24 protein-coding genes are annotated in these 25,112 nt (G+C 67.6%); 7 read left to right on the top strand and 17 right to left on the bottom strand.

Annotated elements, in window-relative coordinates; translation table 11 throughout:
- Positions 1-322 precede the first annotated feature (322 nt).
- The 10 genes from NNX34_RS14295 to NNX34_RS14250 form a co-directional block, all read right to left on the bottom strand.
- On the bottom strand, positions 323-1,666 hold the full coding sequence (locus NNX34_RS14295; RefSeq protein WP_255767163.1) for an RIP metalloprotease: 1,344 nt from the start codon (positions 1,664-1,666) through the stop codon (positions 323-325).
- A 31-nt stretch (positions 1,667-1,697) separates the two neighbouring features.
- Positions 1,698-2,942, bottom strand: coding sequence for a 1-deoxy-D-xylulose-5-phosphate reductoisomerase (gene dxr / locus NNX34_RS14290; RefSeq protein WP_255767162.1), 1,245 nt, complete (start codon positions 2,940-2,942; stop codon positions 1,698-1,700).
- A 96-nt stretch (positions 2,943-3,038) separates the two neighbouring features.
- Entirely contained in the window at positions 3,039-3,716 is a 678-nt protein-coding gene (locus NNX34_RS14285) for an NAD(P)-binding oxidoreductase (RefSeq protein WP_255767161.1), read from the bottom strand.
- 31 nt (positions 3,717-3,747) lie between these two features.
- Positions 3,748-4,560, bottom strand: a complete 813-nt coding sequence (locus NNX34_RS14280; RefSeq protein ID WP_255767160.1) for a CoA ester lyase — start codon at positions 4,558-4,560, stop codon at positions 3,748-3,750.
- A gap of 43 nt (positions 4,561-4,603) precedes the next feature.
- Positions 4,604-5,110: a MaoC family dehydratase gene (locus NNX34_RS14275; protein WP_255767280.1), complete on the bottom strand. Its 507-nt coding sequence runs from the start codon at positions 5,108-5,110 to the stop codon at positions 4,604-4,606.
- Between the two features lie 31 nt (positions 5,111-5,141).
- The gene (locus NNX34_RS14270; RefSeq protein WP_255767159.1) at positions 5,142-5,783 is read right to left on the bottom strand and encodes a CoA transferase subunit B; all 642 of its coding nucleotides are present in this window, start codon (positions 5,781-5,783) and stop codon (positions 5,142-5,144) included.
- 1 nt (position 5,784) lies between these two features.
- Positions 5,785-6,567: a CoA transferase subunit A gene (locus NNX34_RS14265; protein ID WP_255767158.1), complete on the bottom strand. Its 783-nt coding sequence runs from the start codon at positions 6,565-6,567 to the stop codon at positions 5,785-5,787.
- A gap of 44 nt (positions 6,568-6,611) precedes the next feature.
- On the bottom strand, positions 6,612-7,775 hold the full coding sequence (locus NNX34_RS14260) for an acyl-CoA dehydrogenase family protein (RefSeq protein WP_229953186.1): 1,164 nt from the start codon (positions 7,773-7,775) through the stop codon (positions 6,612-6,614).
- Positions 7,762-9,924: a biotin carboxylase N-terminal domain-containing protein gene (locus NNX34_RS14255; protein ID WP_255767157.1), complete on the bottom strand. Its 2,163-nt coding sequence runs from the start codon at positions 9,922-9,924 to the stop codon at positions 7,762-7,764. The genes NNX34_RS14260 and NNX34_RS14255 overlap by 14 nt, the downstream gene beginning before the upstream one ends.
- A gap of 6 nt (positions 9,925-9,930) precedes the next feature.
- Positions 9,931-11,535, bottom strand: a complete 1,605-nt coding sequence (locus NNX34_RS14250) for a carboxyl transferase domain-containing protein (RefSeq protein ID WP_255767156.1) — start codon at positions 11,533-11,535, stop codon at positions 9,931-9,933.
- Between the two features lie 142 nt (positions 11,536-11,677).
- Between NNX34_RS14250 and NNX34_RS14245 the strand changes: the two genes are divergently transcribed.
- Positions 11,678-12,304, top strand: a complete 627-nt coding sequence (locus tag NNX34_RS14245; RefSeq protein ID WP_255767155.1) for a TetR/AcrR family transcriptional regulator — start codon at positions 11,678-11,680, stop codon at positions 12,302-12,304.
- Between the two features lie 62 nt (positions 12,305-12,366).
- A complete protein-coding gene (locus tag NNX34_RS14240) occupies positions 12,367-12,834 on the top strand; it encodes a GNAT family N-acetyltransferase (RefSeq protein ID WP_227924447.1) in 468 nt (155 codons plus the stop codon).
- A gap of 228 nt (positions 12,835-13,062) precedes the next feature.
- Here NNX34_RS14240 and NNX34_RS14235 read toward each other — a convergent pair whose 3' ends face one another.
- Genes NNX34_RS14235 through pdhA form a run of 3 tightly spaced genes read right to left on the bottom strand, consistent with a single transcriptional unit; the run spans position 13,063 to position 16,576 of the window.
- The gene (locus tag NNX34_RS14235; protein WP_255767154.1) at positions 13,063-14,415 is read right to left on the bottom strand and encodes a dihydrolipoamide acetyltransferase family protein; all 1,353 of its coding nucleotides are present in this window, start codon (positions 14,413-14,415) and stop codon (positions 13,063-13,065) included.
- Complete coding sequence (locus NNX34_RS14230) at positions 14,415-15,434, bottom strand: alpha-ketoacid dehydrogenase subunit beta (protein WP_255767153.1); 1,020 nt, start codon at positions 15,432-15,434, stop codon at positions 14,415-14,417. Before NNX34_RS14230 ends, NNX34_RS14235 begins: the two co-directional genes overlap by 1 nt.
- A complete protein-coding gene (pdhA, locus tag NNX34_RS14225; RefSeq protein ID WP_370647278.1) occupies positions 15,434-16,576 on the bottom strand; it encodes a pyruvate dehydrogenase (acetyl-transferring) E1 component subunit alpha in 1,143 nt (380 codons plus the stop codon). The genes NNX34_RS14230 and pdhA overlap by 1 nt, the downstream gene beginning before the upstream one ends.
- A 166-nt stretch (positions 16,577-16,742) precedes the next feature.
- On the opposite strand from pdhA, the gene NNX34_RS14220 reads away from it, so the two are divergent.
- Positions 16,743-17,282 (top strand): Lrp/AsnC family transcriptional regulator, encoded by a 540-nt coding sequence (locus NNX34_RS14220; RefSeq protein ID WP_255767152.1) that lies wholly within the window; start codon positions 16,743-16,745, stop codon positions 17,280-17,282.
- Positions 17,283-17,315: 33 nt separating this feature from the next.
- Here the strand turns inward: NNX34_RS14220 and NNX34_RS14215 are convergent, their stop codons facing one another.
- Positions 17,316-18,872 (bottom strand): cation acetate symporter, encoded by a 1,557-nt coding sequence (locus tag NNX34_RS14215; RefSeq protein ID WP_255767278.1) that lies wholly within the window; start codon positions 18,870-18,872, stop codon positions 17,316-17,318.
- Between the two features lie 68 nt (positions 18,873-18,940).
- Complete coding sequence (locus NNX34_RS14210) at positions 18,941-19,312, bottom strand: DUF485 domain-containing protein (RefSeq protein ID WP_255767151.1); 372 nt, start codon at positions 19,310-19,312, stop codon at positions 18,941-18,943.
- A gap of 224 nt (positions 19,313-19,536) precedes the next feature.
- Here NNX34_RS14210 and NNX34_RS14205 point away from each other — a divergent pair, with 224 nt between their 5' ends.
- From NNX34_RS14205 to NNX34_RS14190, 4 genes are read left to right on the top strand one after another with little or no spacing between them, the layout of a single operon-like run.
- Positions 19,537-20,745 carry a sensor histidine kinase gene (locus NNX34_RS14205; protein WP_255767150.1) on the top strand — a complete coding sequence of 403 codons (1,209 nt, stop codon included), beginning with the start codon at positions 19,537-19,539 and terminating at the stop codon, positions 20,743-20,745.
- 10 nt (positions 20,746-20,755) lie between these two features.
- Positions 20,756-21,496, top strand: coding sequence for a LytTR family DNA-binding domain-containing protein (locus tag NNX34_RS14200; protein ID WP_255767149.1), 741 nt, complete (start codon positions 20,756-20,758; stop codon positions 21,494-21,496).
- Positions 21,493-21,879, top strand: coding sequence for a hypothetical protein (locus NNX34_RS14195; protein ID WP_255767148.1), 387 nt, complete (start codon positions 21,493-21,495; stop codon positions 21,877-21,879). Before NNX34_RS14200 ends, NNX34_RS14195 begins: the two co-directional genes overlap by 4 nt.
- Before the next feature lie 27 nt (positions 21,880-21,906).
- Entirely contained in the window at positions 21,907-23,406 is a 1,500-nt protein-coding gene (locus tag NNX34_RS14190; RefSeq protein ID WP_255767277.1) for a cation acetate symporter, read from the top strand.
- Between the two features lie 6 nt (positions 23,407-23,412).
- On the opposite strand, the gene NNX34_RS14185 is transcribed toward NNX34_RS14190, so the two are convergent.
- Positions 23,413-23,991 carry a DivIVA domain-containing protein gene (locus NNX34_RS14185; RefSeq protein WP_255767147.1) on the bottom strand — a complete coding sequence of 193 codons (579 nt, stop codon included), beginning with the start codon at positions 23,989-23,991 and terminating at the stop codon, positions 23,413-23,415.
- Between the two features lie 174 nt (positions 23,992-24,165).
- Positions 24,166-25,053 (bottom strand): phosphatidate cytidylyltransferase, encoded by an 888-nt coding sequence (locus NNX34_RS14180; protein ID WP_255767146.1) that lies wholly within the window; start codon positions 25,051-25,053, stop codon positions 24,166-24,168.
- Between the last annotated feature and the right edge of the window lie 59 nt (positions 25,054-25,112).

The following is a 25,112-nucleotide window of genomic DNA, read 5'->3' as shown; positions in this document are numbered from 1 at the left end:
CGCCGCGCAGCGCAGGGATCCGGACAAACCGCAGGGATCCGGACAAACCGCAGGCAGCGGGAACCACCGGCACAGCATCCGCGCAGGCGCCCGGATAAGGCGGGGTCACCGGACCAGCGGGAACCACCGGCTCAGTGCCCGCGCAGCACCCGCGCAGGCGCCCGGATAAGGCGGCTTTAATATCCCGGCGAGCTCTGCGAGCAAGGGATTTCGTTGCCGCCGTTCCGGCCGCCGGAGCGGGACCGGACGCCGGAGCGGCACCGGACCCGGCACCGCGCACCCGGCACCGGGACCGGGCACCCGGCACCGGGACCGGGGAAACCTAGTTGAACAGGCTGACCGGCTTCACGATGTCCGCGTAGATCAGCAGCGCGCCCATCCCCATCAGCAGCACCGCCACGGCGTACGTCAGCGGAAGCAGCTTCGCCATGTCGAAGGGCCCCGGGTCCGGACGGCGGAACAGTTTCGCCACGCGGCGCCGCAGTCCCTCCCACAGCGCCCCGGCAACGTGGCCTCCGTCCAGGGGCAGCAGCGGAATGAGGTTGAAGACGAACAGCGCCAGGTTCACGCTGGCAACGAGTCCAATGAGCGTTGCCACCCGGTCCGTTAGCGGAATGGCTTCCTCGGCGGAGATTTCCCCGGCAATGCGGCCGACGCCCACCACGCTCATGGGTCCGTTCGGGTCCCGGGGTTCGGAGGAGAACGCGGCCTGGGCAACGTCCACCAGGCGCTGGGGAAGGTTGACCACCACGCCGGCGATGTTGACCAGGTTGTCCCCCACCGCCGGCAGCACGGCCGTGGCCGGCTGGTTCACCAGTTCCTGCTCCGCGCCGACTCCGATGAAGCCCACTTCCTCCGTGAGGTAGTTGCCGGCGTCGTCGGTCTTGGCGGCGCCGTCGTCGCCCACCACCGGACGTTCCGTGAGCAGCGGCGTGATGCTGGTCTGGGTTTCGACGCCGTCCCGCTCATAGGTCAGCGGAACCGTGCGTCCGGCAGCCTCGCGGATCCACCCCGTGAGCTCTTCCCAGGACGTAACGTCCCGGCCGTCGAACTTCGTGATGGTGTCCCCGGGAAGCAGGCCGGCCTCATGGGCAGGGGCGGCCGGGTCCGCTTCCGTGCAGTCGGTCTGTCCGGTGGAGGCCTGCTGCTCGGCGGAAATCACGCACTCGTTGACCGAGGCCAGCGTGGTGGTGGTCTGCGCGGTGCCGAAGCCCATCAGCAGGACCGCAAAAAGCACGACGCCGATCAGCAGGTTCATGAACGGCCCGCCGAGCATGATGATGATCCGCTTGTAGACGGGAAGCTTATAGAAGACCCGGTCCTCGTCGCCCTCGACCAGGCGGTCGGTCTCAGCCTGCCGCGCTTCGGTGGCGAGCTGCTGGAACATGCCGGTGCTGGAACGCCGCACCTCGCCGTCGTGTTCCTTGTTGGGCGGGAACATTCCGACCATGGAAACGTAACCGCCCAAGGGCAGTGCCTTGACACCGTATTCGGTTTCGCCGCGGGTCCGGGAGAAAACGGTGGGTCCGAACCCGATCATGTACTGGGTGACCCGCACCTTGAAGGCCTTGGCCGGCAGGAGGTGGCCTACCTCGTGCAGGGCGATGGAGGCAGCAATGCCGGTCGCCACGAACAGCACGCCAAGGATGAAAAGCAGAATGGTCAACGGGCTTCCTTCAGTTCAACTGCGGCTCTTGTCATCTTCCACAACGCTTCCGCGCGGCGGCACGTGCCCATTCCTCCGCCGCCAGCAGCGACTGGAGGGTGAGCGGCCCCGAGTCCGGGGCGTCGTCAAGTACGGCGGCGATCGTATCAACGATGTCTGTGAACCCGATCAATCCGTCATGGAAGGCGTCCACGGCTTCCTCGTTGGCAGCGTTGTAGACGGCCATGCGCGTTCCCCCGGCGGCGGCCGCCTGCTTGGCCAGCGCGACGGCGGGGAAGGCTTCCTCATCCAGGGGTTCGAAGGTCCATTCGGTGGCCTGGGTCCAGTCGCAGGGCTGTGCGGCGCCGGGCACCCGGTGCGGCCAGCCCATGCCCAGCGCGATCGGCAGCCGCATATCCGGCGGCGAGACCTGGGCAATGGTGGAGCCGTCCACGAACTGCACCATGGAATGCACCATGGACTGCGGATGGACGACGACGTCGATCCGGTCCAGCGGGATGTCGAACAGCAGGTGCGCCTCGATGACTTCCAGAGCCTTGTTGACCATGCTGGCCGAGTTGGTGGTGATCACCCGGCCCATGTTCCAGGTCGGGTGGGCCAGTGCCTGTTCCGGCGTGACGTCCGCAAGTTCGGCGCGCTTGCGCCCGCGGAACGGACCGCCCGAGGCCGTCACCACCAGCCGGTCCACTTCGCCGTGGGTGCCCGAGCGCAGGGCCTGGGCGAGTGCCGAATGCTCGGAGTCCACCGGAACCAGCTGCCCGGGAGCAGCGGCACGCTTGACCAGCTCTCCGCCCACGATGAGGGATTCCTTGTTCGCCAGGGCCAGCAGGTGCCCGGCGGCCAGGGCCGCCAGCGTGGGTTCCAGTCCAATCGACCCGGTGATGCCGTTGAGCACGACGTCGGCTTCGGTCCAGGCGGCGATTGCGGTGGCCGCGGACTTTCCGACAAACAGTTCAGGTGTATATCCGGTGATGCCGGCGGCGGCGGCAGCGTCGGAGATGTGCCGGTGCAGGGTGGGCAAGTCGACGGCGGCGCAGCCTACCGCCTCCGCCCGGGTGTGCACGGCCTGCCGGGCCAGGAGCTCCGGGTTGGACCCGCCGGCGGCCAGCGCCACAATGCGGAACCGCTCCGGTGCGCCGTCGGCCACGTCGATGGCCTGCGTTCCAATCGACCCGGTGGAACCGAGCAGGACCACCCGCCGGGGCAGATGGTCCGAACCGGGCCGGCGGGAACGGACGTAGTCGGATTCAGAGGAGATCGAGTCGGAAGGCTGCATGCCTCCAGTATCCCGCAGCCCGGCGGCCTTCCGCATTGCCGCGCGCCGGGGAAGCCGGGGGCAAGCCAGTGAAGCCGGGGAAGCCGGTACCCGGAACTAGCGGGCCGGCTGCAGTGCCTGCACGGCGTCGGGAACAGGCGTGGTCCCGGAGACCAGACCCAGCGCCTGGTGGACGCCGTTGCCGGTCTTCAGCAGCTCGGCGAGGACGGCGGCGACGTCCTGCCGCGGGATGGACTCCCGGTCTACCTCCGGGGCGAGTTCCACCAGGCCGATGGGGGCGTCGTTGGTCAGGATGCCCGGCCGGACAATTGTCCAATCCAGCTGGCTGCGTGCCATCAGGTCTTCTTCGGCGGCGAGCTTGGCCACCAGGTAGGCGTACATCACCTCGTCCATCGACTCCGGGCGGGCGCCGCCTCGGACGGCGTCGAGGCCGCCGGAGGAGACCTGGAGGAACCGGCCGGCTCCTGCCTGCTCGGCGGCGTCGGCCAGCAGTACGGCGGCGGCACGGTCCACGGTGTCCTTGCGGGCAGCACCGCTTCCGGGTCCGGCGCCGGCGGCAAAGACGGCCGCATCCGCACCGGTGAGGACCTGTACTACGTCCTCCAGGGTGCTGTTCTCCAGGTCCAGCACCACCGGTGCGACGCCGTCCGCCTCCAGGTCCGTTGCCTGGTCGGGGTTACGGATCAGGCCGGCAACATCGTGTCCGTCCGCCGCCATGAGTCGTCCCAGTTCGCGTGCGATTCTTCCGTGGGCTCCCGCTATGACTATGCGCATGATGAAAGAGTAGCGGCCGTCACGGCCGGATTCAGCCCTGCGCGCGGCGCAGCGTCTGCTCGGCCTGCTTCAGCAGCGGACCGTCGATCATTTGTCCGCGGAAGTTAAACACTCCCCCGTGGTTCCCGGCCTCGGCCAGCACCTGCTCGGCGTAGGTGACGTCTGCGGGGTCGGGTGCGTAGGCGGCGCGCACGGCAGCGACCTGGCCGGGATGGATGCAGGCTTTGGCCGCGAACCCCGAGGCGACGGCGTCGCGCGCTTCGACCTCCAGCCCCTCGGTATCCGGGATGTTGCCGTAGATCGAGTCGATGGCCCCCTTGCCGAAGGCGCCGGCGGCGAGCAGCACCGTGGAGCGGGCCTGCACGGCGACGCTGCGGTAGGTGCCGTCCTGGTGGCGGCTGGATTCCCCGCCGAGCGAAGCCAGCAGGTCCTCGGCGCCCCACATCAGGGCCGCCACGTTCTCCGCAGCGGCAATGTCCGCGGCCCGGACCACGCCGAGCGCCGTTTCCAGCAGGGCGACGACGGTGAAACCGGCGAGCGCCCGGGCGACGGCGCCTCCGTCCTCCGTCTTGGCCAGCATCACGGTGCGGTAGGGGGTCTGGTACAGGGCGGCGAGGTCCCGCTCGAAGTCCTCCGTCCCGAGCGGATTGACCCGGACAATGGTGCGTTCGGGGTCCAGGTCCGCGGCGATGATGTTCTTCCGGGCCGCTTCCTTGTCCCGGGGAGCGACGGCGTCCTCGAGGTCCAGGATGACGGCATCCGCCCGCTCGGCAGCCTTGCCGAAGCGTTCGGGCCGGTCCCCCGGGCAGAAAAGCAGTGCTGGTCCCATGGGGAAGGTCGTCATCGCTGTACTCCTAGGTCTTTCCTGTTGTGCTTGCCGATCCAACCTATCGCGTACCGGCGCCGGCCTCCCGTGCGGCGTAGCCCTCCTCCGTCCACATCAGGGCGGTCCGGGTGCACCGCCCGACAATGTCACCGTTTTGGTTCCTGCCGGTATGGGTCAGCGTGACGATCCCCTGCCCGGGCCGGGAAGAGGAGAGCCGTTTGTCCGCGACTTCGGTTTCGGTATACAGGGTGTCTCCGTGGAAGAGCGGGTGCGGGAAGCTGATCTCCCCCAGCCCCAGCTGCGCCACCAGGGTGCCCTGCGTCAGTTGCGCCACCGACTGGCCCACCATCGTGGCCAGGGTGAACATGGAGTTCACCAGCCGCTGCCCGAACGGCTGGGCCTCACTGTAGGCGGCATCCAGATGCAGGCCCTGGGTGTTCATGGTCAGGGTGGTGAACAGGACGTTGTCCGCCTCGGTGACGGTGCGGCCGGGCCGGTGGCGGTAAACGGCTCCCGGCTCGAACTCCTCGTACCAGAGGCCGCGCTGCTCAATGACCCGGGGCGCCATCGCGACCTCCTCGGTGCCGGCGTCGGGCTCCTCATACGTCAAGGGAAACCTCCAACGGTGCATCCGTGCCCGCAACCACTTCCTCGATGCTGACGCCGGGCGCGGTCTCGCGCAGCACCAGCCCCTGGGGGCCCACCTCGATCACGGCCAGGTCGGTGACGATCAGGTCCACGCATCCCTTTCCGGTCAGCGGCAGGGAGCATTCGCGCACGATCTTGGGCCGTCCCGCCCGGTCCAGGTGCTCCATCATGACGATCACCCGCTTGGCGCCGAACACCAGGTCCATTGCCCCGCCCATGCCCTTGACCATCTTTCCGGGCACCATCCAGTTGGCCAGGTCGCCGTTCGCTGCCACTTCCATGGCACCCAGTACCGCGACGTCCACATGCCCGCCGCGCACCATGCCGAAGGAAGCGCCGGAATCAAAGAAGGACGCACCGCTGTTCACGGTGACGGTTTCCTTCCCGGCATTGATCAGGTCCGGGTCCAGCTGGTCTTCGGTGGGGTACGGCCCGACGCCGAGGATTCCGTTCTCGGAGTGCAGCACCACTTCCACGCCTTCGGGGATGTAGTTCGGAATCAGCGTGGGCATGCCGATGCCGAGGTTCACGTATTCGCCGTCGTGCAGCTCGCGGGCTACCCGGGCGGCCAGTTCCTGCCGGCTCAGTGCCATCTCAGGACTCCTTGCTTCCGTTGGTGCTGCCTGCGCCGGCCGTGACCGTCCGCTTCTCTATGCGTTTCTCCGGTTCGGGTGCCAGGACCACCCGCTGGACAAAGATCCCCGGGACGTGGACGTGTTCGGGGTCCAGTTCCCCGGGCTCCACCAGCTCTTCGACCTCGGCGATGGTGATGCGCCCGGCCATGGCGCAGAGCGGGTTGAAGTTCATGGCCGTGGCATGGAAGACCAGGTTTCCGTGCCGGTCTCCCTTCGCTGCATGGACCAGGGCGAAGTCGGGGGTCAGTGATTCCTCCAGCACATAGTCCGCGCCGTGAAAGCTGCGGACCTCCTTCGGGTCGGAGGCCAGCGCCACGCCGCCCTCGGCGTCGTACTTCTGCGGCAGGCCGCCCTCGGACACCTGCGTGCCTACCCCGGCCGGGGTGTAAAAGGCCGGAATGCCGGCACCGCCGGCGCGCAGTTTCTCGGCGAGGGTGCCCTGCGGGGTCAGTTCCACTTCCAGTTCGCCGGAGAGGAACTGGCGGGCAAATTCCTTGTTCTCGCCGACATAGGAGCTGACGGTGCGCCGGATCCGGTGGTCGGCAAGCAGCCGGCCCAGCCCCCAGTCATCCACGCCGCAGTTGTTGCTGACGGTTTCCAGGTCCGTGGTGCCTGCCGCATGCAGGGCGTCGATCAACGCCACCGGAATACCGCAGAGGCCGAAGCCGCCCACGGCGAGGGAAGCGCCGTCCGGAATGTCGGCGACGGCTTCGGCCGCGCCGGGGTACACCTTGTTGATCATGGCAGTGTCCGTTCGTTCTCAGTTGGCAAAGTCACCGTCGGTTGTCACAGGCCCATACTGCGGGCAATCAGCATCAACTGCACCTCAGTAGTTCCCTCACCGATTTCCAGGATCTTGGAATCGCGGTAATGCCGGGCCACCGGGAACTCGTTGATGAAACCGTAGCCGCCGAAGATCTGGGTGGCGTCGCGGGCGTTGTCCATGGCCGCTTCTCCGGCCACCATCTTGGCGATCGCCGCCTGCGTCTTGAACGGGCGTCCGGCAAGCATGCGGGCGGCGGCATCGTAGTAGGCCAGGCGAGCCGTGTGGGCCCGTGCCTGCATGCGTGCGATCTTGAAGGAAATGGACTGGTAGGTGCCGATGGCCGCACCGAACGCCTCGCGTTCCTTGGCGTACCGCAGGGATTCATCCACGCACCCCTGCGCGGCACCGGTGGCCAGCGCCGCGATGGCGATGCGGCCCTCGTCCAGGATCTGCAGGAAGTTCGCGAAGCCCCGCCCCCGGGCACCCAGCAGGTTCGCCTCGGGCACCCGGACGTCGGTGAGGGTCAGCGGATGCGTGTCCGAGGCATTCCAGCCCACCTTGTTGTACGGCTTTTCAGCCGTGAAGCCGGGGGTTTCGGTCGGCACGAGGATGGTGGAGATGAGCTTCCGGACGGAACCGTCCGGCTCGGTGACGGTGTCGGTCACGGCCGTGACGGTCACCAGGCGGGTGATGTCGGTGCCGGAGTTGGTGATGAACTCCTTGCTGCCGTTGATGACCCACTGTCCGTCCTCGAGCCGGGCGGTGGTCTTGGTGCCGCCGGCGTCGGAGCCTGCCTCGCGTTCGGTGAGGCCGAATCCTGCGAGCGCTTCGCCGCTGGCGAGCAGTGGCAGCCACTGCTGCTTCTGCTCCTCATTGCCGAACCGGTACACGGGCATGGCACCGAGCGAGACGCCGGCTTCCAGCGTGATGGCCACGGACTGGTCCACCCTGGCGATCTGTTCCAGCGCCAGGGCCAGGGCGAAGTAATCTCCGCCCATGCCGCCGTATTCCTCCGGGAAGGGCAGCCCGAACAGTCCCATCTCCCCCATCTGGGCGATGACCTTGTACGGGAAGCTGTGCTCCGCGTCGTGCTGGGCGGACACGGGGGCGATGACTTCGTCAGCGAAGTCGCGCACCGTGTCGGAGAGGTCCTGGTATTCCTCGCTGAGTTCAAAGTCGGGCATGGTCTGCTCCTTGTTCGTTGTGCGGGTCTGTTGCGGCGTCGGTGACGGAATCCGTTTCCGTTTCCGGCGTGAGTGTGGCCAGGACCTGATCGGCCTTCACCAGGTCTCCGGGCTTCAGGCCGAGGGAGACGATGCCGGCCATGGGTGCCCGCAGCTGGTGTTCCATCTTCATGGCTTCGACGCTGAGCAGCGGCGCCCCGGCGGGTACCCGGTCCCCGTCCGCCACGGCTACCGCGACGACGGTGCCCGGCATCGGCGAGCGCACCACCGGGTCCGCCTCGCCGGCAACGCGTCCGGCTGCCGCCATGTGCCGGTCCAGCTGCTCGCGCCGGCTGCGCAGGCGCAGCCGGACCGTGAACAGCTCGCCGGCCGTTCCTCCGGCCAGCCAGAACGCCCCGGTTTCCGGTTCGGCGGCAACAGTGAAGCTGTGCAGGACCCCGTCCAGGGAAACGCTCACGCGTCCCGGGTCCCGGGTCCCGCTGCCTGCCGGCAGGGAGGCGGTGTGCGTGGTCCCGCCGATCCGCACCGTAGCGTCCCGTGCGGTGCCGGTAACGCCCACTTCGACGTCGTCACCGCCGGGAACGGGGGCGGCAAAGACCAGGTGCAGGGGCGTGCCTCCGGCGTTGCCGTTCCCGCCGCCCGCACCGCTGCCGGCGATCCGCCAGCCGTCCGCCCGCCGCCAGGGAGAACCCGACGCCGTGTCCGCCAGCTCCTGCGCGTACAGCAGGGCGGCTGCGGCGAGTTCGGGAACCTGCGGGGTCCGGAACTTCAGTCCGGGCAGGCGCCGCTCGATCAGGGTGGTGTCCAGCCGTCCGGCGCGGACATCGGGATCGGCCAGCAGCAACCGGAGGTATTCCACGTTGGTGCCGATGCCCAGCACTGCGGTACCCGCGAGCGCCGTGTCCAGGCGGGCCAGTGCGGCAGCACGGTCCGGCCCCCAGGCGATGACCTTGGCCAGCATGGGGTCATAGCTGGAGGAAACGGCCAGTCCGGGCAGCAGGGAGGAATCCACCCGGACGCCGTCGCCGGCGGGTTCGCGCAGCCACTGCACCGAGCCCGACGTCGGCAGGAAGTCCCGCTCCGGGTCCTCCGCGTAGATCCGGGCTTCCACGGCATGCCCCGTGAGGGTGACCTCTTCCTGTTTGAGGGACAGCGGATGCCCGGCGGCAATGCGGATCTGCTCGGCCACCAGGTCCACGCCGGTGACCATTTCGGTCACCGGATGTTCCACCTGCAGGCGGGTGTTCATTTCCATGAAGAAGAACTCGTCCGGAGCGGCGTCGGACACCAGGAACTCCACGGTTCCCGCGCCGGTGTAATCCACGGACCGGGCGGCATTGCACGCCGCCTCGCCGATGCGTTCCCGGGTGGCCGCATCCAGCAGCACGGAGGGTGCTTCCTCGATGACTTTCTGGTGCCGCCGCTGCAGGGAGCATTCCCGCTCCCCCAGATGGACGACGTTCCCGTGCGTGTCCGCGAGGATCTGCACCTCGATGTGCCGGGGTGAGGAGACCAGCCGTTCCAGGAACAGGGTGTCGTCGCCGAAGGCCGACGCGGCCACCCGCCGGGCCGTCTGCAGCGCCGCCGGCAGGTCGGCGGAGTTCTGCACGGCCTGCATGCCTTTGCCCCCGCCGCCGGCGGAGGGCTTGATCAGGAGGGGATAGCCGACGTCGGACGCGGCCGCCAGCAGGCGGGCATCGTCCAGGCCCGGTTCGGCGATCCCGGGAACCACCGGCACGCCGTGCGCCTGCACATGGTTCTTGGCGCGGATCTTGTCCCCCATCAGATCAAGGGACCGGACCGGCGGGCCGATGAAGGTGATTCCGGCATCTGCCAGGGCGGAGGCGAAGTCCGCGTTTTCGCTCAGGAAACCGTAGCCGGGATGCACTGCCTGCGCCCCGGTGCTGCGGCAGGCGGCGAGCACTGCGTCCACGGAGAGGTAGCTCTGCCGGGCGGGTGCCGGCCCGAGCCGGACCGCGAGGTCGGCTTCGCGCACATGGCGCGCACCGGCGTCGTCGTCGCTGTAGACGGCCACCGACCGGATCCCCAGCGTCTTCAGGGTGCGGATCACGCGGCAGGCGATTTCGCCGCGGTTGGCGACCAGGACGGTGTCGAAAAGCGGTGCGGCGTTATAGGGCTGCGGGGTCATAGTCGCTCACATCCGGAACAGGCCGAAGGAGGTCTCCGGCAGGGGTGCGTTGGCGCAGACGTCCAGGGCCAGGCCCAGGACGGTGCGGGTGTCGAGTGGGTCGATGATGCCGTCGTCCCACAGCCGTGCCGTGGAGTAATAGGGGCTGCCCTGGGTTTCGTAGGTTTCGCGGATGGGGGCCTTGAAGGCTTCCTCGTCCTCCGCCGGCCATTCCTCGCCGCGGCCCTCGAGCTGGTCCCGCTTGACGGTGGCCAGCACCGACGATGCCTGGGCTCCGCCCATGACGGAAATCCGGGCCGCCGGCCACATCCACATAAAGCGCGGCGAGTACGCCCGCCCGCACATGGAGTAGTTCCCGGCCCCGAAGGAACCGCCCACCACCACCGTCAGTTTGGGAACCCGGCAGGTGGCCACCGCGGTCACCATTTTGGCGCCGTTCTTGGCGATTCCGCCCGCTTCGTAATCCCGGCCGACCATGAACCCGGAAATGTTCTGCAGGAACACCAGCGGGATGCCGCGCTGGTCGCACAGCTCAATGAAGTGGGCGCCCTTGAGCGCGGATTCGCTGAACAGCACGCCGTTGTTGGCGACGATGCCGATCCGGTGGCCGTGCAGCCGGGCGAACCCGGTGACCAGGGTGGTGCCGTACTCCTTCTTGAACTCGTGGAACTCGCTGGCGTCCACCAGTCGGGCGATCAGTTCGCGAACGTCATAGGGGGTCTGCAGATCGGTGGGAACGGTGCCGTAGATTTCCGCGGGGTCCTCGGCGGGCGGCCGGGACTCGGCAATGTCCCACACGGGTTCCTGCTGCGGGAAGGTCTCCACGATGCTGCGCACTATCTCCAGGGCGTGGGCGTCGTTTTCGGCCAGATGGTCGGTGACGCCGCTGGTGCGGGAGTGCACGTCTCCGCCGCCGAGTTCCTCCGCGGTGACGATCTCGCCGATGGCGGCCTTCACCAGCGGCGGGCCGCCCAGGAAGATCGTCCCCTGGTTGCGCACAATCACGGTTTCGTCGCTCATTGCCGGAACATAGGCGCCGCCGGCGGTGCAGGAGCCCAGGACGGCGGCGATCTGCGGGATCTTCCGCGCGGACATCTGCGCCTGGTTGAAGAAAATCCTGCCGAAATGCTCGCGGTCGGGAAAAACCTCGTCCTGCCGGGGAAGGAAAGCCCCGCCCGAGTCCACCAGGTAAATGCACGGCAGCCGGTTTTCCAGGGCGATTTCCTGTGCCCGCAGATGCTTTTTGACCGTCATCGGGTAGTACGTTCCGCCCTTGACCGTGGCGTCATTGGACAGGATCATCACCTGCCGGCCCTGCACCAGGCCGATGCCCGCGATCAGTCCCGCACCGGGGCACTCGCCGTCGTACATGTCCGCGGCGGCCAGCGGTGCCACTTCAAGGAACGGGCTGCCCTCGTCCAGGAGACGGATGACCCGCTCGCGGGGCAGCAGCTTTCCGCGTGCGGTGTGCCGCTCGCGGGAACGCTGCGGTCCGCCGGCGGCGGCGTCCGCCAGCCGTCCGCGCAGCTCCTGTACCAGCGCCTGCTGCGCCGCGGCATTGGCGGCAAACGCGGCCGAAGCCGTGTCCAAGCCGGATTTCAGTGTCTCCATTGACGTCTTTCTGCAACAGTGGCGAGGGAAAACCAGCACTAAGCTGAGTTAATAACCCCTAACCCAAGTCAGGTTATTGGTTATTAACTCACCTGTCCACCACAATAGGAATAAATGCGCAGTCCAATCAGAAGGGGTGGGAATGGACGTAGCAAAAGACGAAGCAACAGCGGAGGCCCGAATGACCGGGCGCAGCCAGGCGAAGGCCTCCCGGCGGGCAGTAATGCTCGACGCCGCCGCATCCCTGTTTGCCGAACGCGGCTACAACGGTGTCTCCATTGAGGAGCTCGGTGCCGCCGCAGGGGTCAGCGGACCGGCGGTCTACCGGCATTTCAGCGGCAAACCTGCAGTGCTCTCCGCCCTGCTGATCGGTGTCAGCGAGGACCTGCTGGAGGGCGGGAAGGCGGTGGTCGCCGAATCTTCCACCCCGGAAATCGCCCTGCGCGGCCTGGTGGAATTCCAGGTTGATTTCGCGCTGCGCCAGGCGGACGTGATCCGGGTCCAGGACCGGGATCTGGGCAGCCTGCCGGAAAGCGACGAGCGGCGGGTACGCTCCCTGCAGCGCCAGTACGTCGAGGTCTGGGTGGACGCGCTTTCCGCGCTGCACCCCGGTTCCGACCTGCCGTTGCTGCGCCACCGGGCCCAGGGTGTCTTCGGCCTGATCAATTCCACCTCCCATACTGTCCGCGGCCGGATCAGCGCCCGCGAGACGGCAAGGCTGCGTACGCTGCTCGATAGAATGGCGTGGGCGGCCTTGAACGTCCGATAGCTGTCAGGCCTGCCGGCTTTCCCGGCAGGCAGAACTCCACCCCCCGAGCAGAAAGACCTGCCGTGATTGAGCTTCGTGCCGTAGTTCCCGCCGACCTGGAGGAGTTTTTCTCCCACCAGCTGGACCCGAGTGCCAACCATATGGCCGCGTTCAGCGCCAAGAACCCGGCGGACCGCGGCGTCTTTGACCACCATTGGCAGAGCATCCTGAACGATCCGACCGTCACCGTGCGCACCATTGTGGCCGACGGCGAAGTGGTCGGCAGCATCCTCGCCTACCGTGACGGCGACATTCCCGAGATCAGCTACTGGATCGACAAGGCGCACTGGGGGCAGGGCATCACCACCGCGGCGGTGGGGTTGTTCCTGGAGGAATTCGCCGAACGCCCGATCCGGGCACGTGCCGTTGCGGACAACGTCAGTTCCATCCGCATCCTGGAGAAATACGGCTTCACCGTCATCGGTGAAACGCAGGGCTTCGCCAATGCCCGCGGCGCCGTGGTCAAGGAACTCGAGCTCGAGCTGGCCTAGCTCCCACGACTTTCCTGCCACGCAGGACCGGGAAGCGCGTGATTCCAGGGCACCGGGCCCGGCTTCCCTTCGGATTGTCGGAATCCCTACGGTTTGTGACAATCCCTACGCCGCGCTGCGCAGGGATCCGGACAATCCGTAGGGATCTGGACAAAACGAAGGAAAGGCCGGGGCACCGAAGCGGGTGGGGATTTCTCCGCAGGCGGCCCTTGATGCGTCTAAACGCTTCTACGCCATGGCCAGTGCCAGTGCGGGCTCGGCCAGCACGGCTCCCACTTCGCTCAGGAACCCTGCCCCCTGCTCGCCGTCGACGAGCCGGTGGTCAAAGGAGAGGCTCAGGGTCATTACCGAGCGCAGGGCAATGGCTCCGTTGTACTCCCACGGCTGCCGGCGGACGGCCCCCAGCGCCAGGATGGCTGCCTCTCCCGGATTCAGGATGGGCGTTCCGGTGTCGACGCCGAACACGCCCACGTTGGAGATGGAGATGGTCCCGCCTGCCAGGTCCGCGGGCTGCGTCCTGCCCTCCCGTGCGGTCTGTGCCAGGGATGTCACCGCAGCAGCCAGGCCATGCAGGCTCATTGTCTGGGCATCCTTGATGTTGGGAACCATCAGCCCGCGCGGCGTGGCCGCGGCAATGCCGAGGTTCACGTAGTTGTAGCGGATGATTTCCCTCGCGGACTCATCCCACCGTGAATTCAGCGACGGGAAACGCTTCAGCCCCAGACAAACCGCCTTGGCTGCCATCGTCAGCGGAGACAGCTTCAAGCCGTTGAAGGCCGGCTGCTGCCGGAGCCGTTCCAGCAGTTCCATGGTGGGAGTGACGTCCACCGTGAGGAACACCGTGGCATGGGGAGCAGTGAAGGCGCTGGCCACCATGGCGGCAGCAGTGTGCTTCCGCATGCCGGAGATGGCGATCCGTTCCTCCCGTCCCTCCGGCACCGGCGGGGCAGGCACGGCAGCGGCGGAGTCAAATACGGACGTTGGCTCCGTTTCGGCGGCGGGTGAAGCAGCACGGACGACGTCGGTACGCACCACGAGCCCGCCCGGGCCGGAGCCCTGTACCTGGGTGAGATCCACTCCCATATCCCGGGCCAGCTTGCGGACCGGCGGGGTGGAGCGCGGACGCTCCTGCTCGGGATCAGGCGCGGGTGTAGGCACGGGTGCAGCTGCAGCCACAGGTGCAGGCACCGCGGCAGATACGGGTCCCGGGGCAGGAGCCGCCCCGCGGCGTCGTCGGGCGGGGCGGCCGGTGGCATCCGGCACCGCACCGTACCCCACCAGGTTCGGCTCCCGCTTGGCCTGCACCGGCTCACCGGCCGCTTCTGCATCGGCACCCGCAGGCACCGCTACCTCGAATGAAACGATCGGGGATCCGACCTCGACCACCGTTCCGGCCTGTTCGTGCAGGTGCGCCACTGTCCCGGCATACGGGGATGGCAGCTCCACCACCGCCTTGGCGGTTTCCACATCGGCAATTACCTGGTTCAGCTGGACTATGTCCCCCACGCTGACGTGCCAGTTCAGGATCTCGGACTCGGTGAGCCCCTCCCCCAGATCGGGGAGGCGGAATTCGCGCAGCATCAGCTCGCCGCCGATCCGGAAACGGCGCCGGCCAGGGAACTGGGCCGGTCCATGGCGCAGTCCACTCCGTCGAGGATGCGGTCGAGGTCCGGCAGGTGGTGGGACTCGAGCCGGGAGGGCGGATACGGGATGTCAAAGCCCGTGACCCGCACCGGAGCATGCTCGAGGTACTCGAAGCAGCGCTCGGTGATGCTGGCCGCGATTTCCGCGCCCAGGCCGCCGGACTGGGCCGCCTCGTGGGTGATCACCAGCCGTCCGGTCTTGCGCACGGAGGCCTCCACGGTGGCGAAGTCGACGGGTGCGAGCGAGCGCAGGTCGATGACCTCCACCGAGACGCCCTCATCCGAGGCCGCGACTGCGGCGTCACGGGCGGTGGGGACAAGAGGGCCGTAGGCGACCAGTGTCACGTCGCTCCCCTCGTTCAGGACCCGGGCGGAACCCATGGGCAGCTGCGGTGCCGCTGCCTCGTCCACCTCCCCCTTGACGTGGTAGCGCCGCTTCGGCTCGAAGTAGAGCACCGGATCGTCGGAAGCGATGGCCTGCTGGATCATTGTGTACGCGTCCTGCGGGTTGGACACGCTGATGACGCGCAGCCCCGAGGTATGGGTGAAATAGGCCTCGGGTGATTCGGAATGGTGTTCGGGTGAGCCGATGCCCCCGCCGAACGGCACCCGGATGGTCAGCGGCAGCTTCACAGCTCCGCGGGTCCGGTAGTGCATCTTGGCCACCTGGGAAACTATCTGGTCGAACGCCGGGTAGATGAAGCCGTCGAACTGGATCTCCACTACGGGGCGGTAGCCGCGGAACGCCAGCCCCACGGCTGTGCCCATGATCCCGGACTCGGCGAGCGGGGTGTCCACGACGCGCAGCGGACCGAAGTCCTTCTGGAGTCCGTCGGTGATCCGGAAGACGCCGCCGAGTTTGCCGACGTCCTCGCCCATAATAAGGACGCGGGGATCCTGTTCCATTGCCCGGCGCAGGCCGGCGTTGATCGCCCGCCCGAAAGTCATGCTGGTCATTAACGGTTCTCCTCGCCAGCGAAACCGCTGAGATAGCGCGAGTACTGCTCCTGCTGGCGGTCCAGCCAGGAGTTGGGCTCGGAATAGACATGGGCAAAAACATCCGCGGGCACCGGATCCGGCATCCCGAGGCACGCGGCGCGCAGCTCGGCAGCCACGTCGTCGGCCCGGCGGCTGGCTTCGGCGGCGAACCCGTCGGTGAACAGCCCCATGGAGGCCAGCAATGCCTGCAGCCGGGACAGCGGATCCTTTCGCCGCCACCGTTCCAGTTCGGCCTGGTCCCGGTAGCGCGTGGGGTCGTCTGCCGTGGTGTGCGGACCCATCCGGTAGGTGACCGCTTCAATGAAGGTCGGTCCGTTGCCGGAGCGGGCCCGGTCCAGTGCCTCCCGGGTTGCGGCCATAACCGCAAGGACATCGTTGCCGTCCACCCGGATGGACGGGATGCCGAGGCCCGGGGCGCGGTTGGCGATGGGTACCTGTGCCTGCAGCGTGACCGGTTCGGAGATGGCCCACTGGTTGTTTGAGCAGAAGAAAACGACCGGCGAGTTGAAGCTCGCGGCGAAGACCATCGCCTCGTGGACGTCCCCCTGGCTGGTGGCGCCGTCGCCGAAGTAGCTGATCACCGCGTCATCGGTACCGTCGCGGGTGATGCCCATGGCATAACCGGCGGCGTGCAGTGCCTGGGCGCCGATAATGACCTGGGTGGGCGCCATGTTCACTTGATACGGATCCCAGCCGGCGCCGGCGTTGCCGCGCCAGACCCGCATCAGGTCACCCACTTCCACACCGCGGCAGAAAGCCACGCCGTTCTCCCGGTAGCTGGGGAAAACGAAGTCGGAGGACCGCAGGGACCGTACGGAGCCGATCTGTGCGGCTTCCTGGCCGAGCAGCGGAGGCCACAGCCCCAGCTCGCCCTGCCGCTGCAGGGCGGTGGCTTCGGTATCGATCCGGCGGATGACCGCCATGTCGATATAGAGCTCCTGCAGCCGGGCGCCGTCGATATCCTCGACCCAGCGGTCATACAGGGGGTCCGGGGTACGGACGCCGTCGGGGGTGACAAGCTGTACGTATGGGTCGGTGGGTGAGCTGCCGGAGTTTTCCGGGTGCCGCACCGGGGTATGCAGGGACACTTGGATACGCATCCTTCCGTGTTTGGGCCTCTGGGGTGGCGGGGCCAAACCGACCCCGGGCTCCATTGCCCGGGTACATGTGACCCTACTCACACTCAGCACCCGGCACAACCATTCCGGCAAAGACCGAGCATCCTGCCCTGTAAACGGCCAAAACACCGTGCTAGCGTTGCGCACTATGCAGCCCCTCGACACCACGGACCTACGCCTCCTCCTTGCCCTGGCGGAGGATTCAACACGTACGGCCGTGGCCCTGGCGGCAGTCCTCGGCCTCTCCCGCAACACCGTCCAGGCCCGGCTGGCCGGACTGGAACGCAAAGGAGCGTTCCTGCCGTTTGAACGCCGGATCAGCACTGCCGCGCTCGGCTACCCGCTGATGGCGTTTGTGCATGTCCATGTCCACCAGCCGAGCCTGGCGCGGATCACCGAAGACCTGGCCGCGCTGCCCGAGGTTGTCGAAGCCCACGGCCTCACCGGGGACGCGGACATCCTGCTGCGCGTCGTAGCTGCAGACGCCGAAGACCTGTTCCGCATCAACAAGCAGATCCTCGCCGTGGACGGCGTCCAGCGCTGCGACACCAATCTGGCCATGGGTGAACTCATTCCCCTGCGCGCCGCTCCCCTCCTGCGCCGCGGAGCAGGGCTGCCGCAGCCGCCGTCGTCGACCCCCGAACGGCGGGACCAGGCCCCGGCAACGGCAAAGGCAGGCCCCGCCTGAGCGGAACCTGCCTTTTGCCGAGGCTGTTGCCCCCTAGTGGTCGACGGCCTTCTCGGCGCCGACGCCGGTCAGGGACCGGACTTCCATCTCCGCCTGCTTGACGGCGGATTCGGTGTTCTTGTCCAGCACGGTGCCCAGCCAGCCAAGGAAGAAGGCCAGCGGGATGGACACGATGCCCGGGTTGTTCAGCGGGAACCAGGCAAAGTCCGCGCCGGCGATCATTGAGGTTTCCGCACCGGAGACGACCGGCGAGAAGGCAATGAGCACAATCGCGGAGCCGAGGCCGCCGTACATGCTCCACAGCGCGCCCTGGGTGGAGAACTTCCGCCAGTAGAGCGAGTAGATAATCGTGGGCAGGTTGGCACTGGCCGCCACCGCGAAGGCGAGGGCCACCAGGAAGGCCACGTTCTGCCCCTGGGCGCCGATGCCGCCGAGGATCGAGATGATACCGATCACCACTACCGTGGTGCGGGCTACCTTGACCTCGCCGTCTGCGTCCACCTCTCCCTTGCGGATGACGTTGGCGTAGATGTCATGGGCGAACGAAGCAGCTGCCGTGATGGTCAGCCCCGCGACCACCGCGAGGATGGTGGCGAAGGCGACGGCGGAAATCAGTCCCAGCAGTACCGGCCCGCCGAGCGCGAAGGCCAGCAGGGGTGCTGCGGAGTTCACGCCGCCCGGAGCGCTCTTGATGGCGTCTGAACCGATCAGCGCCGCGGCGCCGTAGCCCAGGACCAGGGTGAAGAGGTAGAAGATGCCGATCAGCCAGATGGCCCAGACAACGGACCGGCGGGCTTCCTTGGCGGTGGGGACCGTGTAGAAGCGCATCAGCACGTGCGGCAGGGCGGCGGTGCCGAGCACCAGAGCCAGGCCGAGGGAGACGAAGTCCAGCTTGGAGGTGTCCGACTTGCCGTACTGCAGTCCCGGATCCAGGATGGCGGGGTTGCCGGTGGTTTCGACGGCGGCACCCAGCAGTTCGGAGAGGTTGAAGCCGTGCAGGGCCAGGACCCAGATGGTCATGACGGCCGCGCCGACAATCAGCAGGAAGGCCTTGATGATCTGCACCCAGGTGGTGCCCTTCATGCCGCCGACCAGTACGTAGATGATCATCAGGGCGCCGACGACGGTGATGACCACGGACTGTCCGACCTTGCTGTCAATCCCCATAAGCAGGGAGACCAGTCCGCCGGCACCGGCCATCTGGGCCAGCAGGTAGAAGAAGCAGACCGCCAGCGTGGTGATGGCTGCGGCAATGCGCACCGGCCGCTGCTTGAGGCGGAAGGAGAGCACATCGGCCATGGTGAACTTGCCGGTGTTGCGCAGCATTTCAGCGACCAGGAGCAGGGCGACGAGCCAGGCAACGAGGAAGCCGATGGAGTACAGGAAGCCGTCATAGCCGTTCACGGCGATGGCCCCGACAATGCCGAGGAAGGACGCCGCCGAGAGGTAGTCGCCGGCAATGGCGGTGCCGTTCTGCGGTCCGGTGAAGGACCGGCCGGCGGCGTAGTAGTCGGCCGCCGTCTTGTTGTTGCGGCTCGCGCGCAGCACCACCACGAGGGTGACGGCCACGAAGACACCGAAGATGACCATGTTGAGCAGGCCGGTGTCCTTGATGGACTCGGCCGTCACTTCGGTGGCGGCGGAAATGTGCAGGCTGTTCACTTCGTCTCCTCCGGGCGGCTTACTCCGTGGGCCTCAAGGTCACGGCGGAGATCCGCCGCAATCGGGTCCATCTTGCGGTTGGCGTAGCTGACGTACCACATGGTGATGCCGAACGTGCTCACGAACTGGAGCAGGCCGAGGATCAGTCCCATGTTGATGTTCCCGATCACCGGGGTCGACATGAAGTCGTGGGCGTAGTCGGCCAGCAGGACGTACGCGAAGTACCAGACCAGGAAAACCACGGCCATGGGGAAAATAAAGCTGCGCTGGCGCTTGCGGAGTTCCTGGAACTCAGGCGAGCTCTGGACGTCCCGGAAGTCCACCTGTTCCGGGTGCGCAGCGTGTGAAACCGGCTGCTCTTCAGCCATTGTTCCTCCTCTAGTGGGGCCCGCCGCGCGGCATCCACCTGTGGAGGTCAGGACACGACGCTGTGCAAGCTGTGACGCTGATCACTTTCCTATAGTCCCGGCACGGTGTCGATCCGCCGCCCCGCGGCGTCGGTGAACGGTTGGTTCCGTGCGGTGAACGGCGGTGAACGGCGTTGAACAGCGATGAACGGCGTTCCGGCCGGACGGGCCGTTAGGGTTGGTCCATGCTCAGTCCCGCCGTCGATATTGCCCTGGTCTGCGCCGTTGCGGTGCTGACCGTCGCCGTCGTGGGCGCGCTGGGCTTTCGGCTCAGCCGTTCGCAGCGGGACCTGGGGTCCGACGCCGAGCAGGCCACCTACTCAACGCTCCACACGGCGTCGCTCGCCTCGGCGCATCTGCGGGCCGGCCTGACCCCGGCCGGCGCCCGCAAGGCCAGCCGGCACCTGCGCGACCTGCTGGACTGCGACACCCTGGTGATCACCGATGCATCCGCCGTGCTGGCGTGGGACGGCGCGGTCAGCGACACTCCGTTCCGCCGCCAACGGCTGTTGTCGGCAGCGGCGCTGGTGCTCGAATCCGGCCGGACACGCGTCTTCCGCGGCGCCGCGCTGCGCGCCCTGGGCATGGAGGACTGCGGCGAGCTGCTGGTCTCCCCGTTGCCGGTCAACGGCCAGACCCTCGGGACCGTCGCCGTGTTCGCCCCGACCGTCCGCGCCGGCCTGGTCCGGGCAGCCAACGAGGTGGCGGCCTGGCTCGCCACGCAGGTGGAGCTGGCGGAGCTGGATGCCTCCCGCGCGCAGCTGATGGAGGCCGAGGTCCGGGCACTGCGGGCACAGATCAGTCCGCACTTCATCTACAACTCGCTGAACGCGATCGCATCCTACATCAATACGGACCCGGCCCGTGCCCGCGAGCTGGTGGTCGAGTTCGCGGATTTCACCCGCTATTCCTTCCGCCGGCACGGCAACTTCACCACCATCGCCCAGGAACTGGAATCCGTGGACCGGTACCTCCTGCTGGAACGGGCACGCTTCGGCGAGCGGCTGAAGGTGGCCCTGCAGATCGCCCCCGAGGTACTGGGTACGGTCATTCCGTTCCTGTCCCTGCAGCCGCTGGTGGAGAATTCCGTCCGCCACGGACTGGAGACCAAGGACGGGCAGGGCCGGATCAGCATTGCAGCCGTCGACGCAGGAGCGGACGCCGTCATCACCATCGAGGACAACGGGGTGGGCATGGACCCCGAGTACCTCCGCTCCGTCCTGGCCGGCCACGCCGACGGGGACCATGTGGGCCTGCGGAACGTGGATGTGCGGCTGCGGCAGGTCTACGGCGAAAAGCACGGGCTCGTCATTGACACGGCACCCGGTGCCGGCACCCTGATCACCATGCGGGTACCCAAGTCGCAGCCGGAGAACCGGCCCACGAACGCGTAACCTGTTCTCCATGCGCAAACCTCTCCGGCCGCTCACCGTGGTAGTGGCCGACGACGAAGCCCCCGCCGTCGAGGAGCTCGCCTACCTCCTGGGCCTGGATGCCCGGATCGGCACGGTCCACCGGGCCGCCAGCGGCGCCCAGGCACTGCACGAAATCGAGACCCGCGACGTCGACGCCGTCTTCCTCGACATCCACATGCCGGCCCTCTCCGGCCTGGACATCGCTAAGGCGCTGGGCCGGCGCGAGCGTCCGCCCGCCGTCGTCTTCGTGACCGCGGATGAGGACCAGGCACTGCGGGCCTTTGACCTCGCCGCCCTCGACTACCTGCTGAAACCCGTCCGGCCGGAGCGGCTCTCCGAGTCGGTCCGCCGGATCTGCGAGCTCGCGGCCGACGCCGAACCGGAGGACGCCGACGTCGTCACCGTGGTCCAGGGCGCGACGACGAGGATCATCCCCCGCGGCGACATCCGCTACGTCCAGGCGCAGGGCGACTATGCCCGGCTGCACACCGCGGACGCCAGCTACCTGATCCGGGTTCCGCTGGCGGACCTGGAGGAGCAGTGGGCCGGTGCCGGGTTCGTGCGCATCCACCGGTCCTTCCTGGTGGCCCGGACCCACATCCGCCAGGTGCGGCTCACCGGAGGACGGGCAAGCGTGCGGCTGGGCGAGGTGGACCTTCCGGTCAGCCGGCGGCACCTGCCCGCCGTGCGCAACACACTCGCCGCCGGCCGCGTCCGGCCCACGCAGTGACCGGGGAATCCACTCCCGCCGCCGAACCTGGTTCCCGGCGCGTCCGGGTGACCGCACCGGGCACGGGCGCGGCCCCGTTCCCGGTGTCCCGGGAGCTGGACGAGCAGTCCGAGGTGGGCGAGCTGATCATCGGTTCCCTGATCCGCAGCCAGCTCCGGCTGGCACTGGTGGTGGGCGGCGGCTTCCTGCTGATCCTGCTCAGCGTTCCGGTGCTGCTGGCTTTCCTGCCCGTGATTGCCGAACTGTCCGTTTTCGGTGTCCCTGCTCCGTGGATCCTGCTCGGCGTCGGCGTTTATCCGCTGGTTATCGGTTGCGGGCTGCTCTACGTGCTGAGTGCCCAGCGGAACGAAAACCGGTACCGCGACCTGGTGGACGGACGGTAGCCGGTGAACTGGGATGTGGCCGCAGGCATGAACCCCGGCATCGGCTACACGGCGCTGGCACTGGTTTCCGCCGCGACCCTGCTGATCGGTTTCTACGGCCTGCGGATCTCGCGGACCACCAGCGACTTCTATGTTGCCTCCCGGACGGTGAAACCTTGGTGGAACGCCTCGGCCATCGGCGGCGAGTACCTCTCGGCAGCCAGCTTCCTGGGTGTGGCGGGGCTGATTGTCGCTTCCGGGGTGGACGCGCTCTGGTTCCCCATCGGCTACACCGGCGGCTACCTCATGCTCCTGCTCTTCGTCGCGGCGCCGCTGCGCCGGTCCGGCGCCTACACGGTGCCGGACTTCGCCTCGGCCCGGCTGGAGTCGCTCCCCGTGCGGCGCCTCACCAGCCTGCTGGTGATCGCCGTCGGCTGGTTGTACATCGTGCCGCAGCTGCACGGTGCGGCACTGACCATGCGCATCACCACCGGGCTGCCCGCGGAGATCGGCTGCCTGGTGGTCACCGGCGTCGTCTGCCTCAGCGTGGTGACCGGCGGGATGCGCTCCATCACGTTTGTGCAGGCTTTCCAGTACTGGCTGAAGCTGGTGGCGATTGCCGTACCGGTGCTGTTCGTCCTCTTCCGCCTCGCCGGTGACGGCCCGCCCGCCGGCGGCGGGCAGATCCTGGCGGAGGCACTGAACCCGGAAACCCACGCTCCGCTGTACCGCAATATTTCGCTGAGCATCGCCCTGCTCTGCGGCACCCTGGGACTCCCCCACGTGCTGGTCCGTTTCTACACCAACCCCGACGGCCCCTCCGCCCGGCGGACCACCCTGATTGTCCTGGGGCTGCTCTCGCTCTTCTACATCTTCCCGATCACCTACGGCGTGCTGGGCAGGATCTATACCCCGGACCTGGCCGCCGGCGGTGCCGCGGATGCGACCGTGTTGCTGCTGCCGGGGCGGGTGTTCGACGGCGCCACCGGCGACCTGCTGGCGGCCCTGGTCACGGCTGGGGCATTCGCGGCGTTCCTCTCCACAAGCAGCGGGCTGACGGTCTCGCTCGCGGGAGTGATCAGCCAGGAGTTCTTCCGCGGCAGTGTCGGCGGGTTCCGGGTCTCCGCCGTGCTGGCCGCCGTCGTACCCCTGGTCATTGCCCTGCTGACCGAATCCTCCGCGCTGGCCGGCAGCATCGGCACGGTTTTCGCATTCACGGCCTCCACCCTGTGCCCGCTGCTGGTGCTGGGCATCTGGTGGCGCCGGCTGACGGCGGCGGGCGCCGGAGCGGGAATGCTGACCGGCGCGCTGCTGTGCGGCGGGGCAATGGCCGCCGCGGCCATCCTGCCGCGGGCGGGTGCCGGCGTACCCGCCTGGATCGAACAGCCCGCGGCCTGGACAGTTCCCGCAGCGTTTGCCGTGATGGTGGTGGTGTCCCGGCTGACGGCCGGATCAGCGCCGGACGGAACGGCAAAGTTCATGGCGCAGCTGCACACGCCGGAACCACTGGATCGGCCCCGGCCGGGGACCGGAACAGGGGCCCGCTAGGACCACCTAGTCGATGGAAGCCATCAGTTCGACCACCCGGTCCAGGAAGGCATCCACCTGGCTTTCCTCGTATCCCTGCTCGCCCTTGGCCTCACGGAAGACGGCGCGGCGCACCACGTCTACGCTGAGGGGCCGGTCGTGTTCGAAGTATCCGAGGAGTTCGTTGCACAGTGCGTCAACGTCCTCGACGTTGTAACTGGTGACGCGTTTCCGGCCGGGGCGGCGGAACCGCTCCCCCGGCTTGCGGTGCAGGCGGGCCCTGAGGACCGCGGACATCCGCCCGATCTGCAGCAGCCAGGCTTCTTCGCCGCGGTCGGAAATCAGGCGGTCCCGTTCCCGCTGGGCGAAAACGTCCTCCAGCCGGTCCAGCGCGGCGTCCACCGCCTGCGGCTCGTAACCGCCCTTCGCCGGGTCGAACGCCATGGACCGGACGTCCGCGCTGGTCACCGGGTTAGCCGACGTGGAATCCGAGTTGTAGTAGTTCCTGGCTTTCGTCAGGAACTCATCGACCTGGCGGATGTTGTAGCCGTAGTCCCGTCGTCCCACGCGTTCGAAAGGGGCACTGGCCTGCCGCACATCGTCCATGAATAAATTGTTCCTCTGTGGTTTTTCCCCGCGGAGTTATTGCCGCTGGAGCCGGTTGTCCCTACAGGGCTCCTGCCGGGCATCGTCTGAAAACTCTCAAACATCTTACGATGCCCGTGCCGCGGACGTGATCCGGCACACCGGCCGTTGCCGGACCGTTACGGTTGCTCCTGGCTAGGAAGCCGTAGAGAGCAGTACCGACAGCAGGAACACCACCGGGGAGGCGAAGACCACGGAGTCCAGCCGGTCCATTACTCCGCCGTGTCCCGGCAGGAGGTTGGACATGTCCTTTACCCCGAGTTCCCGCTTGACCATGGACTCGGAGAAGTCGCCGGCGGTGGCCGCGGCCACTGTCGCCACTGCGAGCACCACGCCGAACCACCAGGGCTGGTCCAGGAACAGGACTGCAGCCCCGACGCCGACGATGGCGGCGCCGACGGCAGAGCCTGCAAAGCCTTCCCAGGACTTCTTCGGGCTGATCTTGGGCGCCATCGGGTGCTTGCCGAAGAAGGCACCTACCAGGTAGCCGAAGGTGTCATTGGAGACCACGAGCAGGAGCAGTACGGCGACTCGAACCTGTCCATCGGGTTCGCGCAGCAGCAAGAGCGCAAAGCTCAACAGGAACGGCACCCAGAGAACCACGAAAATACCGGCGAGGATGCTCTGGATCGCTTCGGCAGCGGTGTCGATGCTCCGCCACAGGAGGATGGCAACGGACGTTGCGACCATCGCAAAGGCCAATGCTTCCGTGCCGCCGAAGAACGCCGCGAACGGCAGCGCCACGGAACCGACCAGCACCGGCACCTGCGGCACTTTCATGCCGCGGACTTCGAGCGCACGGTTGACTTCCCAGACGCCGACGGCAGCGAAGCCGACCGCAATAATCACAATGGCGAAAGGGAAAAACAGCAGGCCGCTCAGCAGGGAGCCGAGCAGGATCACGCCAACGGCGATGGCAGCAGGCAGATTGCGTCCGGCGCGCGAGACCTTTACGGGTTTCTCGGCAGACCGGCGGCCCCGGGCGGTGCGGCCGCCGACCTGTCCTGAATCAGCTGCACTCATTTCCTTGGCCTTTGCTGCTGCCGGAACTGTCTCGACGGACGGTGAACCGCCAGCCCGGG

Origin of the sequence: Arthrobacter sp. zg-Y1116 (assembly GCF_024385485.1) — a bacterium.
In the GTDB taxonomy this organism is placed as follows: domain Bacteria; phylum Actinomycetota; class Actinomycetes; order Actinomycetales; family Micrococcaceae; genus Arthrobacter_B.
The sequence above is the reverse complement of the archived record's forward strand: the minus strand, read 5'-3'. Positions and strand labels throughout refer to the sequence as shown.